This window comes from Anaeromyxobacter sp. (assembly GCA_016718565.1).
GTDB lineage: Bacteria > Myxococcota > Myxococcia > Myxococcales > Anaeromyxobacteraceae > JADKCZ01.
Map to the genome: position 1 here is coordinate 273,141 of JADKCZ010000018.1, position 14,969 is coordinate 288,109.

A 14,969-nucleotide genomic window follows, 5' to 3' on the forward strand; every position below is an offset into this window, starting at 1 on the left:
CCCTGGGAGCAGGACGCGCTCTACGCCATCTGGGAGCAGCGGGGCTGAGCGCCGGCCGGCGAGCTGCACGCCGCCTGGCTCGACTGGCGCGGAGGCGGCGAGAACCCCGCCGTCTACGCGACCAGGTCCGCCGACGGTGGCGCCAGCTTCGGGACCTACGTGAAGGTGGCCGAAGGGGAAGTCTGCCCGTGCTGCCGGCCGTCGGTGGTGCTCGGGCCGAAGGGCGAGGTCATCGTGATCTGGCGCAAGGTCTTCCCCGACGGGGCGCGGGACATGGCGTCCAGCGTCTCGGCCGACGGGGGGCGGAGCTGCCAGGGCCCCTTCCGCATGGCGGTGGACGGGTGGCGCATCGCCGGCTGCCCGGACGCGGGGGTGCGTGACGCCAACCACCCCTCGATGGCCGTCACGCCCGAGGGACGGCTCTTGCTCGTCTTCGAGGGACGCCCGGCTGCGCCAGACGGCGGCTGGGGTCGCCTGCGCCCGTGGCTCGTCGAGGTCGATGGATCGGGGCGCCCTTCCGCCCCGCTCCCGATCCCGGTGCCGGCGGCGTCGCCGCCCAGCGTCCGGCCGGTGGTCGCGGTCGGCACCGTCGGCCGGATGTTCGTGGCCTGGACCGAGCGGACGCCCGCCGGCACCAGCGTCGTCCTGACGCGGGCGCGGCGCCAAGCGCCCTGACGGCAGGCTTGCTGACGAGGTCCCGCCCTCAGGCGGGCGGAGGATGAAGCGGGCGGCGCCTCGAAGCCCCCTCCGGGGGGGGCATGACGGTGGCGGCGCTCCTCGCGCGTCCCATCTCCGTGCCTCCCGGTCGCCCTCCCGACTCCGGACAGAGCTGGCCTGCCGGAGGCAGGTCCCTTGCGGCCCGGCCCGACCTCGCGACGCTCTACCGGCGGTACGCCCGGGAGCTCCTCTCGGCGGCGCGCCGGCGGCTCGGCCTCGTGGACGCCGACGACGTGGTGCAGGAGGCCTTCCTCCGGTTCGCGGTCTACGCGGACCAGGGGAGCCTCGCCAACCCCCGCGCTTACCTGCACCGGGTGGCGGCGCACGCCACCGCTGATCGGGGCGCCGCGCTCGGCCTCCACGGCCACCGGCACGAGCCGGATACGGCCCTCGAGGCCGTCCCGGCGCTTGCGGCCGAGCCCGGTGAGGTGCTCGACGCCCGCGCCCGCCTGCGGCGCTGCCTCACGGCGCTGGAGGAGCTGCCCGCGGCGCAGCGCCACGCCTTCCTGCTGCACCGGGTGGACGGGCTCTCGCAGCGGGACGTGGCGAAGGCGCTCGGCCTCCCGCTCCGGACGGTGGAGCGCCACATCGCGCGGGCGCTTGCCCGCTGCGTGGAGCAGGTGGAGCCATGAGCGGTGGCGGTGTTCGAGGCGCCGGCCAGTCTCACCCTCAGGGCCCCCGCGGCCAGGCGACGCCATGACCCCCCACCGCCACATCCCCCCCGAGGTCCGGGCCGAGGCCGCCCGGCGGGTGGCGCTCCGGGCCGGCGAGGCCCGTGGAGGGCCGGCGGACCTGGCCCTCGCGGGGTGGCTGACGCAGGACCCGACCCACCTCGAGGCCTTCCGGGAGGCCGAGGCCGTCTGGGGCGAGCTCGGGCGGCTGCGGGAGGTGGCCGGCCCTCACCTGGCCGAGGCCCGGCGGGAAGTCGCCGAGGTCCGCCTGCGCCGGCGGCGCCTCGCGGGCGGCGGCCTGTTGGCCGGCGCTGTGGCGGCGCTGCTGGCCGTGGGCTGGTTCCTCGACCCGCTCGCCACCCTGGACGACCGGACCTACCGCACGGCGCGCGGCCAGCGGCTGGTGGTCGCCCTGGCCGACGGGTCGCGCCTGGAACTCGACACCGACACCGCGGTGCGCGTCCACGCCTCCCGGCGCCTCCGCGAGGCGACGCTGCTGCGCGGCCAGGCCCTCTTCACCGTGGCGCACGGCGACCCCCGCCCCTTCGACGTGCTGGCGGGCGACGGCCGGATCCGCGATGTGGGCACCCAGTTCAACGTGAGGCTGCAGGGCGACCGGGTGGCCGTGACCGTGCTCGAGGGCGCCGTGGACGTCCGCGCCGGGCCCGGCGACGACCAGGCCACTCGACTCGTGGAGGGCTCCCGGCTCTCCTACGGGCCCTCCGGACCCGCCGGCCCGGCCGAGCGGGTCGAGGCCGCCTCGACCGCGGCCTGGCGGCAAGGCCGGCTCGACTTCACCGGCCGCTCGCTCGGGGAGGTGCTGGCGGAGCTTGGCCGCTATCACGACGCCGCCCTGACCGTCAGCTCCGCCGGGATCCTGGAACTCCGGGTGAGCGGCGCCTTCCCCACCGACGACCTCCCACTGACGCTCCGCACCATCGCCGCCACGCTGCCGGTCCAGGTCCGCCAGACCGGGCCGCAGGCCTTCCGGCTCGACCCGCGGTGAGCGCAGGACCGTAGTACGGCGAGCCGACCACCGTGGTCCCAGGTCGGCGCCGTGACGCGAGGGTGGCGGTTCCCGGGGGGCCCGGCGGTCACACCGGGAGCACCCCCACCCCGCCGCCCCCGGGAGCCCGAATGACCCCCAAGACCACGCTCGCCCTGGCCGCCTGCCTGGCGCTCACCGCCGCGCCGGCCCATGCGGCCGAGCCGGCCTACGACCTCGACGTGGCGCCGCAGCCGGTGGGCCAGGCCCTGGCTGAGCTGACCCGGCAGGCCGGCCTGCAGCCGCTGGTGGCGGAGGAGCTGACGCGGCGCGTCCAGAGCCCGGGGGTGAAGGGGCGGTACACCCTGCGGGAGGCGGTGGCCCGGGTGCTCGCCGGCACGGGGCTGGCGTTCGAGTTCACCGGGGAGCGGACGGTGGCCATCACCAGGGCGCCGCCGCCTCCACCGCCTCCGGCCCCTGCCCGGGCCAAGCCGCAGACCGCCGAGCTGGAGGAGGTTGGGATCATGGGCGAGAGCGACCTGGGCTACGCCGCCACCGAGGCCTCCACCGGCACCAGGACCGACACGCCGCTCCTCGAGACGCCCATGGCGGTCCAGGTGGTGACCCCGGAGACGCTCAAGGAGCAGCGGCCGCGCCGCATCAGCGACGCCCTGCGCAACGTGAGCGGGATCACCCCGGGCGGCGACACCGGCTGGGGCGACGCCTACGTGGTCCGCGGCTTCGGCTCCGGAAACCTGATCTACGAGGAGGGGGCCCGCTTCGACTACGGCGCGGCCGGCGCGCTGACGCGCGACCTCGCCAACGTGGAGCGGATCGAGGTGCTGAAGGGGCCGGCCTCCATCCTCTACGGACAGGGCGAACCGGGCGGGCTCGTCAACACCGTCACCAAGAAGCCGCTCGCCACCCCGTACTACGCGGTGGAGCAGTCGGTGGGGTATTGGGACGCCTACCGGACCGCCATCGACCTGACCGGCCCCATCGTCGAGGGCGGCGTGCTCGGCTACCGGGTCAACGCCGCCTTCGAGTCGGCCCGGTCCTTCCGGGATTTCGTCCACTCCAAGCGCTTCAACCTCTTCCCCACGCTCCAGTGGCGCCCCGGCGGCGAGGAGCTGACGCTGGAGGCCCACCTGGGGACGGGCTACGAGGTCCTGTTCGACTCAGGCATCCCCTTCTTCGACGGCGTCCGCGCCCACCTCCCCCGCGGCCGCAACCTGCTCGAGCCCGGCATGGGCAAGAACCCGGTGGACGAATACTCGGTGCGGCTCACCTGGCTCCACCCCCTCACGGAGCGCTGGAGGCTCCGCGTCGACGTCAAGTACGAGGACGTCCACTCGCTCCATGAGACGCCGCTTCTGTCACTCTCCGGTGAGCCGGCGACGGCGGACGACCCAGCCGCAGGCGTGCGCACCGGCGACGTCGGGCGCTCCCTGATGATCTACCACTTCAACCGCGCCAACACGTTCAACGCCTCGGCGAGCGCCAGCGGCACGGTGGAGGGATGGGGCGGGCGGCACACGCTCCTGGCTGGCGTCGACTACGTGGTCTACCGGGAGCGCTTCGCCGGCAACACCGGCGGCGAGGTCGCCCCCATCAATATCTTCGACCCGGTGTACGGGCAGGTGACCCCGACCTGGGATCCGGCCAACGAGGTGCTCGCCGATCACGTCCCCCATGCCGTGGGCGTCTACGTCCAGGATCAGCTGGCCCTGCCCCACGGCTTCCACCTGCTGGCCGGGGCCCGCCTCGACCGCCGCTGGGACCTCAGCAAGACCGGCGATCCGATCGTCCGCGACACGCCGCCCATCACGCCGCGGCTGGGCGCCCTCTGGCAGGCGGCGCCCGAGGTGAGCCTCTACGCGAGCTACACCGAAAACTTCGGCAACTCGGCCTCCGGCCTGCGGACCTTCGACGGCCGGTTCCTGCCGGCGGAGAACGCCCGTCAGGGCGAGGTCGGCGTCAAGGCCGAGCTCCTCGACCGGCGGCTCACCGCCTCGGCGGCCCTGTTCAACATCGACAAGTTCAACGTCCTGGTGGAGGACCTCGCCCACGGCGGGGACCCCTTCTACACCACCATCGGCGGGGTCCGGAGCCGCGGCGTGGAGCTGGACGTGGCCGGGCAGCTCGCGCCGGGCTGGAGCGCCATCGCCACCTACGCTTACACCGACGCGCGGTACCTCGAGGGTGACCCGGCCCAGATCGGCAAGCGCTTCACGGGGGTCCCGTTCCACTCGGCCACGCTCTGGACCACCTACGCGGTCCAGTCGGGCGCCCTCCAGGGGCTGAAGGGGGGCGGAGGCCTGGTCGCCCGCTCGTCACAGCTCTACGACGCCGACCGGTCCATCCCGGGCTATGTGGTGGCGAACCTGATGGCGTCCTACGCGTGGCAAATGGGGAAGACGACCGTCACCGCCCAGCTCAACCTCGACAACCTCCTCGACGCCACCTACTACGCCAGCCTCGACAACATCCCCGGGAGGCCCTTCTCGTTGGCGGGCGTGCTCCGCGTGGAGCGCTGACCGTGTCCCTGCGCTTCCGCCCCCTGCTCCTGTCGGCGCTCGTCGCGGGCGCGGCGTCCGCGGACGAGGGCCTCGACGCCCTCATGCAGGCGGAGCTGCAGCGCCAGGGCACGCCGGGCGTCGCCCTGGCGGTGGTGCGCGACGGCCGCGTCGTCAAGCAGGCCGGCTACGGCCTCGCCAACGTGGAGCTGCAGGTGCCGGTGCGGCCGGAGACCATCTTCCAGTCCGGCTCGATCGGCAAGCAGTTCACGGCCGCGCTGGTGCTGCTGCTCGCGGACGACGGCCTCTTGCGCCTGGACGACCCGGTGTCGAAGCACCTGCCGGGGACGCCGAGGAGCTGGCGCAAGGTCACCATCCGGCAGCTCCTGCACCACACCTCGGGCCTCGCCGACCCCTACGAGGCGCTCGACCTGCAGCGCAACTACACCGAGGCGGAGCTGCTCCGGATCTACGGCCGGCTGCCGCTGCTGTTCGAGCCCGGCAGCGCCTTCTCCTACAGCAACATGGGCTACCACGTGCTGGGCTTCATGTGCAGCCGGGTCGGGAAGCGCTTCTATGGCGACCAGGTGATCGACCGCGTGTTCCGGCCGGCGGGCATGAGGACCGCGCGCATGATCAGCGAGGCCGACCTCGTGCCGAACCGGGCGGCCGGCTACGAGCTGGTCGAGGGCACGCTCCGGAACCAGGCGTGGGTGTCGCCTACGCTGAACTCGACGGGCGACGGCAGCTACTACCTGTCGGTGCTCGACTTCGCCGCCTGGGACCTCGCGCTGGACGGCGAGGTGCCGCTGACGCGGCCGCTGCGGGAGCTCATGTGGACGCCCGGGCGGCTCCGCGACGGCAAGGCCATCCCCTACGGCCTGGCCTGGTCGCTCGAGCCCTACGAGGGCCACCCGGCCGTGTCCCACGGCGGCGCCTGGCAGGGCTTCCTGACCACCTACGTGCGCCTGCAGGACCAGCGCCTCTCGGTGGTCGTCCTGGCCAACAGCAACGCGGCCGATCCCGATGCCTTCGCCCGGGTCGCGCTGCACCACTACCTGCGGGGCGCTGGACCGTGAGGCGAGGGTGGCGGTTCCCGGCGGGCCCGCCGGTCACACCCGGAGTACCCCCGCCACCGCCCCCCCCAGGGAGCCCCGATGACCCCCAAGACCACGCTCGCCCCGGCCGCCGGCCCGGCCCAGCGCCACGGCCTGGCGCGGCGCGTCCTGCTGGTCTTCCACCGCTACGCCGGCCTGGCCATGGCGGCGTTCCTGATCCTGCTTTCCCTGACCGGCGCCCTGCTCTCCTTCGCCGGGGAGGTCGACGAGTGGCTCAACCCCGACCTCTACGCGGTGCCCGCCGACGGGCGCCCGCGCCTCGACCCGCTGGCGCTGCGCGCGCTGGCGGAGTCCCGTGAGCCGCGGGCCACGGTGGACTTCCTCCCGCTGGACCTCTCGCCCACCAGCACCTTCAGGGCCGGCCTGGCGCCCCGAACCGACCCCTCCACCGGGAAGGCGTGGGACCTCCCCTTCGTCGAGGTGATCCTCGACCCGCGCGACGGCGCCCTCATCGCCGAGCGCACCGGAGGCCACTTCTCCCTCGACCGGCGAGACTTCATCTCGCTCTGCTGGCGGCTCCACTTCACGCTCGGCGTGACGGACGGCACGGTCTCCAGGTGGCTCCTCGGCCTGGTGGCGCTGGCCTGGACCATCGACTGCCTCGCCGCCTTCGTGCTCACCCTGCCCTCGCGCAGGCACGGCCAGCCCGAGGAGCCGGCGCTACGTGGCCGGCTGCGGACCTTCCTGCGCCGCTGGCGCCCCGCCTGGTTGGTCAAGCTCGACGCCGGCTTCCACCGCGTCAACTTCGACCTCCACCGGGCCGTCAGCCTCTGGACCTGGGCCGTGCTCTTCATCTTCGCCTGGTCCGGCGTCGGCTTCCTGCTGCGCGCCGAGGTCTACGACCCGGTCATGCGAACCGTCTTCCGGGTTCCGTCGGCGCCGGCCGCGGACGACCTGCCGGTGCTCGACCCGCCCCTCGCGACCCCAGGGCTCGACTGGGCCGGGGCGCTGGAGGCTGGGCGCCGGCTCTCCGGCGAGGCGGCCGCCCGCCTAGGGGCCGCGCCGGGGCCGGAGTTCTACCTGATGCTCGACCGGGAGCACGGCGTCTACAGCTTCGCGGCCGAGTGGGTGAAGGGTGCCGTACGCCAGGACGGCGTGGTCACCTTCGACGCAGGCGACGGCAGGCTGCGGAGGGTCGAGCCGCTGGCCATGGAGGCCGCCGAGGCGCCTGCCGACACCGCGCCCCTCGGCGAGCGGATCTCGGAGCTCCTGTTCGAGATCCACGTGGGGAGCATCGGCGGGCTGCCGTGGCGCATCGGCACCTCCGTGGTCGGGCTCCTCGTCCTGCTGGTCACGGTCTCGGGCGTCATCATCTGGTGGAAGAAGCGCTCTGGCCGCCGCCGGGCGGCGGCGCTGCGGTCCGGTGCGGTGACGCTCCTGGTGCTGGTCACGCTCCCTGGCCCTGCCCTCGGTCACGCCCACGCCGCCCCGGGGAGCCCGCCGCCCGTGAAGCAGCCGCTCCCCGCCAGCCCGGTCTTCTCGCTGCCGCCCGGGCCCCACGCGGTCGGTTTCACCGCCCGCGACCTGTACGACTTCACCCGCACCTACCGGCCGGCCTTCACGCCGCTCGGCGAGCCGGAGCGGGCCGAGCGGGCCAGGCCCATGCAGACCAGCGTCTGGTACCCGGCCGCCGCCACCAGGGCGGCCCGGATGCGCTATGGCGACTACTTCGCCCTCGGCGCACACCAGGACGGGCCGCCGACGGCGGCCCAGGTGAAGCGTTTCCTGGCGGAGCAGGAGGCCCACTGGACCGGCGAGGGCGGCGCCGCCGCCAAGGCCTGGTACGAGGCCATCCGGCGGGCGCCGGTCCGGGCCGTCCGGGACGCCGCGCCGGCGGCCGGCCGCTTCCCGGTGGTGGTCTACAACGCCGGCGGAGGCCAGCCCTCCTGGGACAACTCGGTCCTCTTCGAGCACCTGGCGAGCCACGGCTACGTGGTGATCGCCTCGCCCAGCACCTGGAACTGGGACCGCTCCCGGCCCACCGAAGACACCTACGAGGCCGTCGAGGCCTCGGCGCGCGATCTGGAGTTCCACGTCGGCTTCGCGCGGACGCTCCCCTACGCCGACCCGGCCCGCCTGGCGCTCATGGGCTACAGCTGGGGGGGCCTGGCGGCGCCGGTGGTGGCGCTGCGCAACTCCGCGGTGGCGGCGGTGGTGGCCCTCGACGGCTCCATCACCTGGGCCGACGAGCTGCTGGCCAAGGCGCCGCACCCCGACCCGGCCACCCTGCAGGCGGCCTTCCTCTCCCTCCGCTCCAGCGCGGCGAGGGGCTTCCTGGCGGCCGAGGCCCGAGGCCAGCAGGTGACGCCGAAGGAGCGGGAGGAGGGGCTGGCCGGCGAGGCGGCCTTCAAGTTCTACGACGGGCTGCGCCACGCCGACGCCTTCCGAGTCGTCATGGAGCGGTTCCACCACGGCAACTTCGCCTCCCACTTCACGATCCTCGACGAGGACCGCCGCCCCGGCGAGCCGACCGCCGAGGAGGACCAGGCCGGCTACGGCGCCATGGCGCAGTACGTCCGCGCCTTCCTCGATGGCTACGTGAAGGGCGACGCCGCCGCGCGGGCGTGGCTGCGCCGAGCCCCGGCCGAGAACGGCGTCCCGGACGGCGTCATGCGGGTCGACTTCAAGGCGGCCAGGCCGTATCCACCCCCCACCGCGGCAGCGCTGGCACGCGCCGGCCGCGAACGCGGGTTCGAGGCGCTGCCCGCGCTCGTGGAGGCCGCCCGCAAGGAGGAGCCCGGCTTCGGGCTCACCGACCTGACGGCCGCCACCTGGGCCAGCCAGCTCCAGGAAGACGGCCACCTCGCCGAGGCGCTGGCGGTGCGGCGGCTCAACGTCTTCATGAACCCGGCCTCGGTCTTCGCCCAGGCCCAGCTCTGCCCTGAGCTGCCGCCCGGGCCCGAGCAGGGCGCCTGCTGGGAGCGGCTCCTGGTCCTGGAGCCCGAGAACCAGGTGGCCCGCGTGGCCCTGGGGAAGGGCGGGAGGTAGGGAGGGCGCGAAGGCAGGGGCCTGGACGCCCCAGGGAGGACCTCCGTCCGGGAGCACCCCAAACGGGGCTTTCGGACGGTATCCACCCACCCCGCGCGTCCAGTCGGTGTGACTTCACGCCGGCTCGATGCCTGGTACCGGGCCAACGCCCAGGTCGCGGTGCGCCGCTGGCGGCCGGTGGAGGGCGCTTCGGCGCTCGATCTCCTCCACGACGCGGTCGTGGACCTCCTGGAGCGGCCGGTCGCCTCGGTCCGGAGCCCGGTCGGCTACCTCCTCGCAGCGGCCCGCTCCCTCACGCTCGACCGGCGGCGCCGGGTCGCGACCGCGGCGCGGGCCCAGGAGGAGCTGCGCCTGCATGCCCGATCGGTCGAAGAGGTCGTCGGGCGGGGCGCCTCCAGCGAGCTCGACGGCGACTTGCTGGCGGCACTCGAGGCATTGCCCCAGGCCTGCCGGACCGCGCTGATCCTCAACCGGCTCGAGGGGATGACGCACCGGGAGGTCGCCGCGCACCAAGGGACCTCGGTGAGGACGGTGCGTCGGCGGATCGACCAGGCCCTGGCGCTGCTGCTCGAGGTGCTCGGGGACCGGGAGGGGTAGCCTGGCCACCTGGAGGGCGCTCGAGCGCCTCTTCCAGGAGCGCCTCACCAGGACCAAACGCCCATGCCTTCCCGAGACCCCACCACCAGGCGCATCGCGGCGGAGGCGCGCGCCTTCGCGGTGCGACGGTCCTCCGGCGAGGCGGGCCCGGAGGACGAGGGGGCGCTCGAGGCCTGGCTGGCGGAGGACCCGCGCCATGGAGCGGCCTGGGCCGAGGTGTCCGGCCTCTGGGAGCGGCTCGGCCCGCTGGCCGGCCAGCTGCCCCGTCCAGCGCCCAGGCGGCGCGCACCGGCGCTCCGCTGGGCCGCCGGCGCGGCGGCGGTGGCGCTGACGGCGGCCCTCGCCTGGGTGGTGGCGGGGAGCCACGACATGCGGCTGCGCACCGAGCGCGAGCGGCGCTCGGTGCCGCTCGCAGACGGCTCCACGCTGGAGCTCGACGCGGCCAGCGAGGTCTCGGTGGAGCTCAGGCCCTGGCGCCGGAGCGCGCGGGTGGTGGCGGGGAGGGCCCACTTCCAGGTCGCCCATGAGCGGCGCCCCTTCGTCGCCACGGCAGGCGGCGCGACCATCGAGGACCTGGGCACCGGCTTCGCTGTGGCGCTCGACGGCCCCGGCGTGCAGGTCTCGGTCACCGAGGGGCGGGTGCGGGTGCTGGCGGCAGGGCAAGCGCGGGAGCTCGTCGAAGGCCAGGAGGTGGCGCTGGTCGCCGGCCTCCTCTCCGAGGTGCAGGTCTCGGCGCGCGACCCGGCCTCCTGGCGGCAGGGCCTGGCCACCTTCGACCGGACTCCGCTCGCCGAGGCGGTGCGCGCCTTCGCCCCGTACCACGGGCTCCGGGCGGTGGTGGTGGAGGGGCGCGCCGCCTCCCTCCGCGTCAGCGGCCGGTTTCACACCGCCGACCTGGCGGGCTTCCTCGGCTCGCTCGAGGAGACCTACCGGCTCCGCGCGGTCGTCGAGGGCGCGACGGTCCGCCTCACGCCCGCTCCCTGAGGGCCCCCGGGAGGGACGCGCGCCGGGTGGCCACATTCGGCCGGGTCCTTCGCCTTCCGGGGAGACGCCTTTCAACCTGGAGCACCCCGCATGCCCTGCCGAGCCGCCTGGCCCGTCCTCGCCGCCCTCCTCTCCGCCGCCCCGGCGCTCCTCCCTGCGGCCCTCGCGGCCTCGCCCAGCCCAGCCCGGGCCGCAGCGGCGGTGGCCCTCGAGCTCCCCGAGCAGCCGCTCGACACCTCGCTGGCGGCCGTGGCCAAGGCCTGCGGGCTCGACCTGGTCTGGGACCCGGCGATCACGGCCGGGAAGCGCGCTCCGGCGCTGTCGGGGACGCTCACGGCGCAGCAGGCGCTCTCCCGGCTGCTCCATGGGAGCGGCCTCTCGGCTACCTTCAGCGGGGAGGGGCGCGCGGTCCTCTCCGTCGCACCCCCCCCGCCCAGGACCGGCGCCGCGCCGAAGCCCCAGTCGGCCGAGCTCGAGGAGGTCGGCATCGTGGGCGAGCGCGACCTCGGCTACGCCGTCTCGGCCGCCGCCACCGGCACCAAGACCGACACGCCGCTCCTCGAGACCCCGCTGGCGGTCCAGGTGCTGCCCCAGGAGGTGCTGCAGGACCAGCGGGCCACCACCCTCGACCGGGCGCTCGAGAACGTCAGCGGCGTCCACGCCGTCGCCACCCCGGGCAACAACGAGCTCATCTACCTCCGCGGCTTCTACACCCTCACCACCTTCCGGGACGGCGTCCGGATCGAGGAGTACGTCGGCTCCGGCCAGCGCACCCTCGCCAACGTGGAGCGGGTCGAGGTGCTGAAGGGCCCGGCCGCCATCCTCTACGGCCGGGTCGAGCCGGGCGGCATCGTCAACCTGGTGACCCGTCAGCCGGGCGCCACGGCGGCCTACTCGCTGGAGCAGGTCGTCGGCTCCTGGGACCAGTTCGTCACCACCGCCGGCGCCACCGGGCCGCTCCTCGGCGACACCCTGCTCTACCGACTGGACGCCTCCTACGAGAAGACCGGCTCCTGGCGCCAGGGGATCCACGCCGAGAAGCTCTTCCTGGCGCCGGTGCTCACCTGGCGCCCCACCGCCCGGACCTCCATCACCGCCCAGGCCGAGTACATCCACAACCCCTCGGTCTACGACTCGATGCAGAACGTACCCTTCGACGCCACCACCGGGCAGCTCATCCCCCTGCCGCGCCGGCAGAACCTCTCGCCACCGTCGCACCTGAAGTACGACACCACCCACCTGGAGCTCCGGTTGCTGCAGGCCCTGGCCGAGGGCTGGCAGGTCGACGCCCGGCTGGTGCGCCACGCCGTCAAGAACGAGGGGGCCTACTACCAGGCCGCCGACTTCTCGCCGGACGGCGCCGGGGGCTGGACCGTCACCAGCAGCCTCACGTCCCAGAAGGTCGAGCAGAACACCCTGGCCGCCATCGTGGACGTGACCGGCCACTTCGAGACCTTCGGGCTCCGCCACACGCTCCTGGTGGGCGCCGACTGGTACCGGTTCGAGACGCCGCTGACGGCCTGGCTGTCGGCCGACGTCTCCACCACCGACGCCTTCCACCCGGCGCCGCCGCCGCTCTCCATCGACCCGACCCTCTGGTTCGGCGCCGACGCCACCACCGACCACCTCGGCGTCTACGCCCAGGACCAGGTGGCGTTGCCGCTCGGCCTCCACGCCCTGGCCGGCCTGCGCTACCAGCGGGTCAAGCGCACCGGCAGCCAGTCCTTCGGCCCCGGGCTCGGCGGCGATGGGTCGGCCATCCCGGACGAGCCGCAGGACGATCAGGCGGTCACGCCGCGCGCCGGGCTCCTCTGGCAGGCAGGCGGGGCGGTCAGCCTCTACGCCAACTACGCGGAGAACTTCGGCGCCAACACCGGCTTCGACTGGCAGGGCGCACCGCTCGACCCGGAGCGCGCCCAGCAGGGCGAGGTCGGGGCCAAGGTGCAGCTCCTCGGCGGCAAGCTGTCCGGCTCGCTGGCCCTCTACCAGCTCACCAAGCAGAACGTGGCGGTGGACGACGTCCAGCACCCCGGCTTCCGGATCAACGTGGGCGAGATTCGCAGCCGCGGGCCGGAGCTCGACCTGCAGGGCGAGCTGCTCCCCGGCTGGAGCGTCCTGGCGAGCTACACGTACACCGACGTCGAGGTGACCAAGAGCACGCCCGGGAGCGCCTTCGCCGAAGGGAATCGGATGGCCAACGTCCCGCGCAACATGGCCAGCCTCTGGACCACCTACGCGCTCCAATCGCTCCTGCCGGGCCTGAAGCTCGGCGGCGGGCTGAGCTGGCGCGACGCCAGCACCGATCCCACCAACACGCTCGCCACCCCGGGCTACACCCTGGTGGACGCCATGGCGGCCTACCGGCTCGGCCTGGGCCGTGGGCACCTCTCGGCCCAGGTCAACGTCTCCAACCTGCTCGACGTGACCTACCACCAGAACGCCCAGGCCGTCGGGTCGGTCGGCTACCTCACCTACGGCGCGCCCCGGGCCGTGACCGCCTCGGTGCGGCTGGACCTGTAGCGCGATCGACGGGCGGCGGCGGAGCGGAGGCCATGGGCCGGAAGACCTGGGTGCTGGTCCACCGCTGGGCCGGCCTGCTGCTGGCCGGCTTCCTCCTGGTGGTGGGGCTCACCGGCAGCGCCCTGGCCTTCCGGCCCCAGCTCCGGGCCTGGCTCGACCCGCCGCTCCGGGTGGCCGACGCCGGGCGCCCTCCCCTGGACCCGCTCACCTTGCGGGAGCGGGCCCTGGCGCTGGTGGCGCCGTGGGGGCGCGTCGACGGGGTGCTGCTCCACCGGGAGCCCGGCGAGCCGTTCGAGGCCACCATCTCACCCGGCGACGAGGGCTCGGGCCCGGTCGATCCCCTCCCCTTCGACCGGCTCCTCCTCGACCCGGCCACCGGGGCGGTCCTGCTCCGGGAGACCGTCCCGGCCGGCCTCTGGCCCATCACCCGGCGCAACCTGCTGGACCTGATGGTGGCCGTCCACTACCGGCTGGCGGTGCCGGGAGAGGTCGGCACCTGGCTGCTCGGGCTGGTGGCGCTCCTCTGGACCTTCGACTGCTTCGTGGGGGCCTACCTCACCTTCCCGGCGCCGCGGCGGGGAGCTGGAGCCGGGGCGTCGCCGGTCGCGGCGGGGCGATCCTGGCTGGCGCGGTGGTGGCCGGCCTGGCAGGTGAAGGCCGGCGCCTCGGCCCGGCGCCGCACCTACGACCTGCACCGGGCCGGCGGGCTCTGGCCGTGGCTGCTCCTCCTGGTGCTGGCCTGGTCGGGCGTCGCTTTCAACCTGCGTGAGCAGGTCTACGAGCCGGTGACCCGGGTCCTGATCGGCACCACCCGCAACCCCCTCGACGGGCTCGCCCCCGTCGCCTCGGCGCCCCTCGCGGGCGAGCCGGGCTGGCCCGAGGCCCTGGAGACCGGGCGCCGGCTGATGGCCGGGCAGGCCGCGGCGCTCGGCTTCCGGGTGGAGCGTGAGGGCTGGCTCATCTCTGATCGGCCCCGCGGCCTCTGGTTCTACGCCGTCCGCAGCGACCGGGACGTCGCCGCGGGGCGCGCCGAGACGGTGCTGGCCTTCGAGGAGGCCAGCGGCCGGCTCGCCGCGCTCGCCCTGCCGACCGGCCAGCGCCCCGGCGTGACCACCACCACCTGGCTCTCGGCGCTGCACCGCGGGAGCGTCGGAGGGCTCGCGTATCGGTGGCTCCTCTTCGCCGTGGGGCTGGCGGTCGCCCTGCTCTCCAGCACCGGGGTCTGGCTCTGGTGGCGGCGGCGCCGGGTGCGCCCGGTTCCGAGCGCCTCCGAACGGCCATTCGTCGCACCCCGGTGACGTCCGGGCCTGGCAGCCCTAGATTCCTCTCCTGCGTCGCGATTCCGCGGCGCCGGAGGAGCGGCGATGAGCCTCGTCATGCTGGCGCTCGCCCTGGTGCTCGGCGCCGACCCGCCGGCCTCGGCGAGCCAGGCCGCTGCGCCCGCCCAGGCGTCGAGCCTCGACGAGATGTACGACCCGGCCTCGATGGCCACCGTGAGCGGCCTCATCGTGGCGCAGCACCGCCGGACTCGCGGCCCCCGGGACCTCTGCCTGGTGCTGCTGACCGAGCGAGGGACCCTGGACGTGCACCTCGGCCCCTTCGACTTCGTGGACGCCCAGCCGCTGCAGCTGGCCGGCGGCGACCAGGTGGTCGTCTTCGGCTCGCTGACCCGGGTGGAGGGCTACCAGATGATGATTGCCCAGGTCATCACGCGCGGCTCGGAGCGGCTCATCCTCCGCGATCCCTCCGGGACCCCGCGCTGGCCCGTGGGGACGCCGACCGCCGCCACACCGCAGGGGAAGTGAACCGCGCGGCGGGCGCCGCACCGCGCCACCGCCGGGTGGTCGGCGCGAGGCGCTGGACCTCGCCGGCC

General features: G+C 74.7%; 11 protein-coding genes. All 11 read left to right on the forward strand.

Annotated elements, in window-relative coordinates; all coding sequences use genetic code 11:
- Window positions 1–165 precede the first annotated feature (165 nt).
- Entirely contained in the window at window positions 166–675 is a 510-nt protein-coding gene (locus IPO09_20290; protein MBK9519619.1) for a hypothetical protein, read from the forward strand.
- A 119-nt stretch (window positions 676–794) separates the two neighbouring features.
- Window positions 795–1,349: an RNA polymerase sigma factor gene (locus IPO09_20295; GenBank protein MBK9519620.1), complete on the forward strand. Its 555-nt coding sequence runs from the start codon at window positions 795–797 to the stop codon at window positions 1,347–1,349.
- 64 nt (window positions 1,350–1,413) lie between these two features.
- Window positions 1,414–2,394 carry a FecR domain-containing protein gene (locus IPO09_20300; GenBank protein ID MBK9519621.1) on the forward strand — a complete coding sequence of 327 codons (981 nt, stop codon included), beginning with the start codon at window positions 1,414–1,416 and terminating at the stop codon, window positions 2,392–2,394.
- Between the two features lie 131 nt (window positions 2,395–2,525).
- Window positions 2,526–4,910, forward strand: a complete 2,385-nt coding sequence (locus IPO09_20305) for a TonB-dependent receptor (GenBank protein ID MBK9519622.1) — start codon at window positions 2,526–2,528, stop codon at window positions 4,908–4,910.
- Between the two features lie 2 nt (window positions 4,911–4,912).
- Window positions 4,913–5,968, forward strand: a complete 1,056-nt coding sequence (locus IPO09_20310) for a beta-lactamase family protein (GenBank protein ID MBK9519623.1) — start codon at window positions 4,913–4,915, stop codon at window positions 5,966–5,968.
- A gap of 78 nt (window positions 5,969–6,046) precedes the next feature.
- The gene (locus IPO09_20315; GenBank protein MBK9519624.1) at window positions 6,047–8,995 is read left to right on the forward strand and encodes a PepSY domain-containing protein; all 2,949 of its coding nucleotides are present in this window, start codon (window positions 6,047–6,049) and stop codon (window positions 8,993–8,995) included.
- 219 nt (window positions 8,996–9,214) lie between these two features.
- Entirely contained in the window at window positions 9,215–9,592 is a 378-nt protein-coding gene (locus IPO09_20320; GenBank protein ID MBK9519625.1) for a hypothetical protein, read from the forward strand.
- A gap of 63 nt (window positions 9,593–9,655) precedes the next feature.
- Window positions 9,656–10,576 (forward strand): FecR domain-containing protein, encoded by a 921-nt coding sequence (locus tag IPO09_20325; GenBank protein MBK9519626.1) that lies wholly within the window; start codon window positions 9,656–9,658, stop codon window positions 10,574–10,576.
- Window positions 10,577–10,666: 90 nt separating this feature from the next.
- The gene (locus IPO09_20330; GenBank protein ID MBK9519627.1) at window positions 10,667–13,096 is read left to right on the forward strand and encodes a TonB-dependent receptor; all 2,430 of its coding nucleotides are present in this window, start codon (window positions 10,667–10,669) and stop codon (window positions 13,094–13,096) included.
- 32 nt (window positions 13,097–13,128) lie between these two features.
- On the forward strand, window positions 13,129–14,394 hold the full coding sequence (locus IPO09_20335) for a PepSY domain-containing protein (protein MBK9519628.1): 1,266 nt from the start codon (window positions 13,129–13,131) through the stop codon (window positions 14,392–14,394).
- 66 nt (window positions 14,395–14,460) lie between these two features.
- On the forward strand, window positions 14,461–14,901 hold the full coding sequence (locus IPO09_20340; protein ID MBK9519629.1) for a hypothetical protein: 441 nt from the start codon (window positions 14,461–14,463) through the stop codon (window positions 14,899–14,901).
- Window positions 14,902–14,969: the final 68 nt, after the last annotated feature.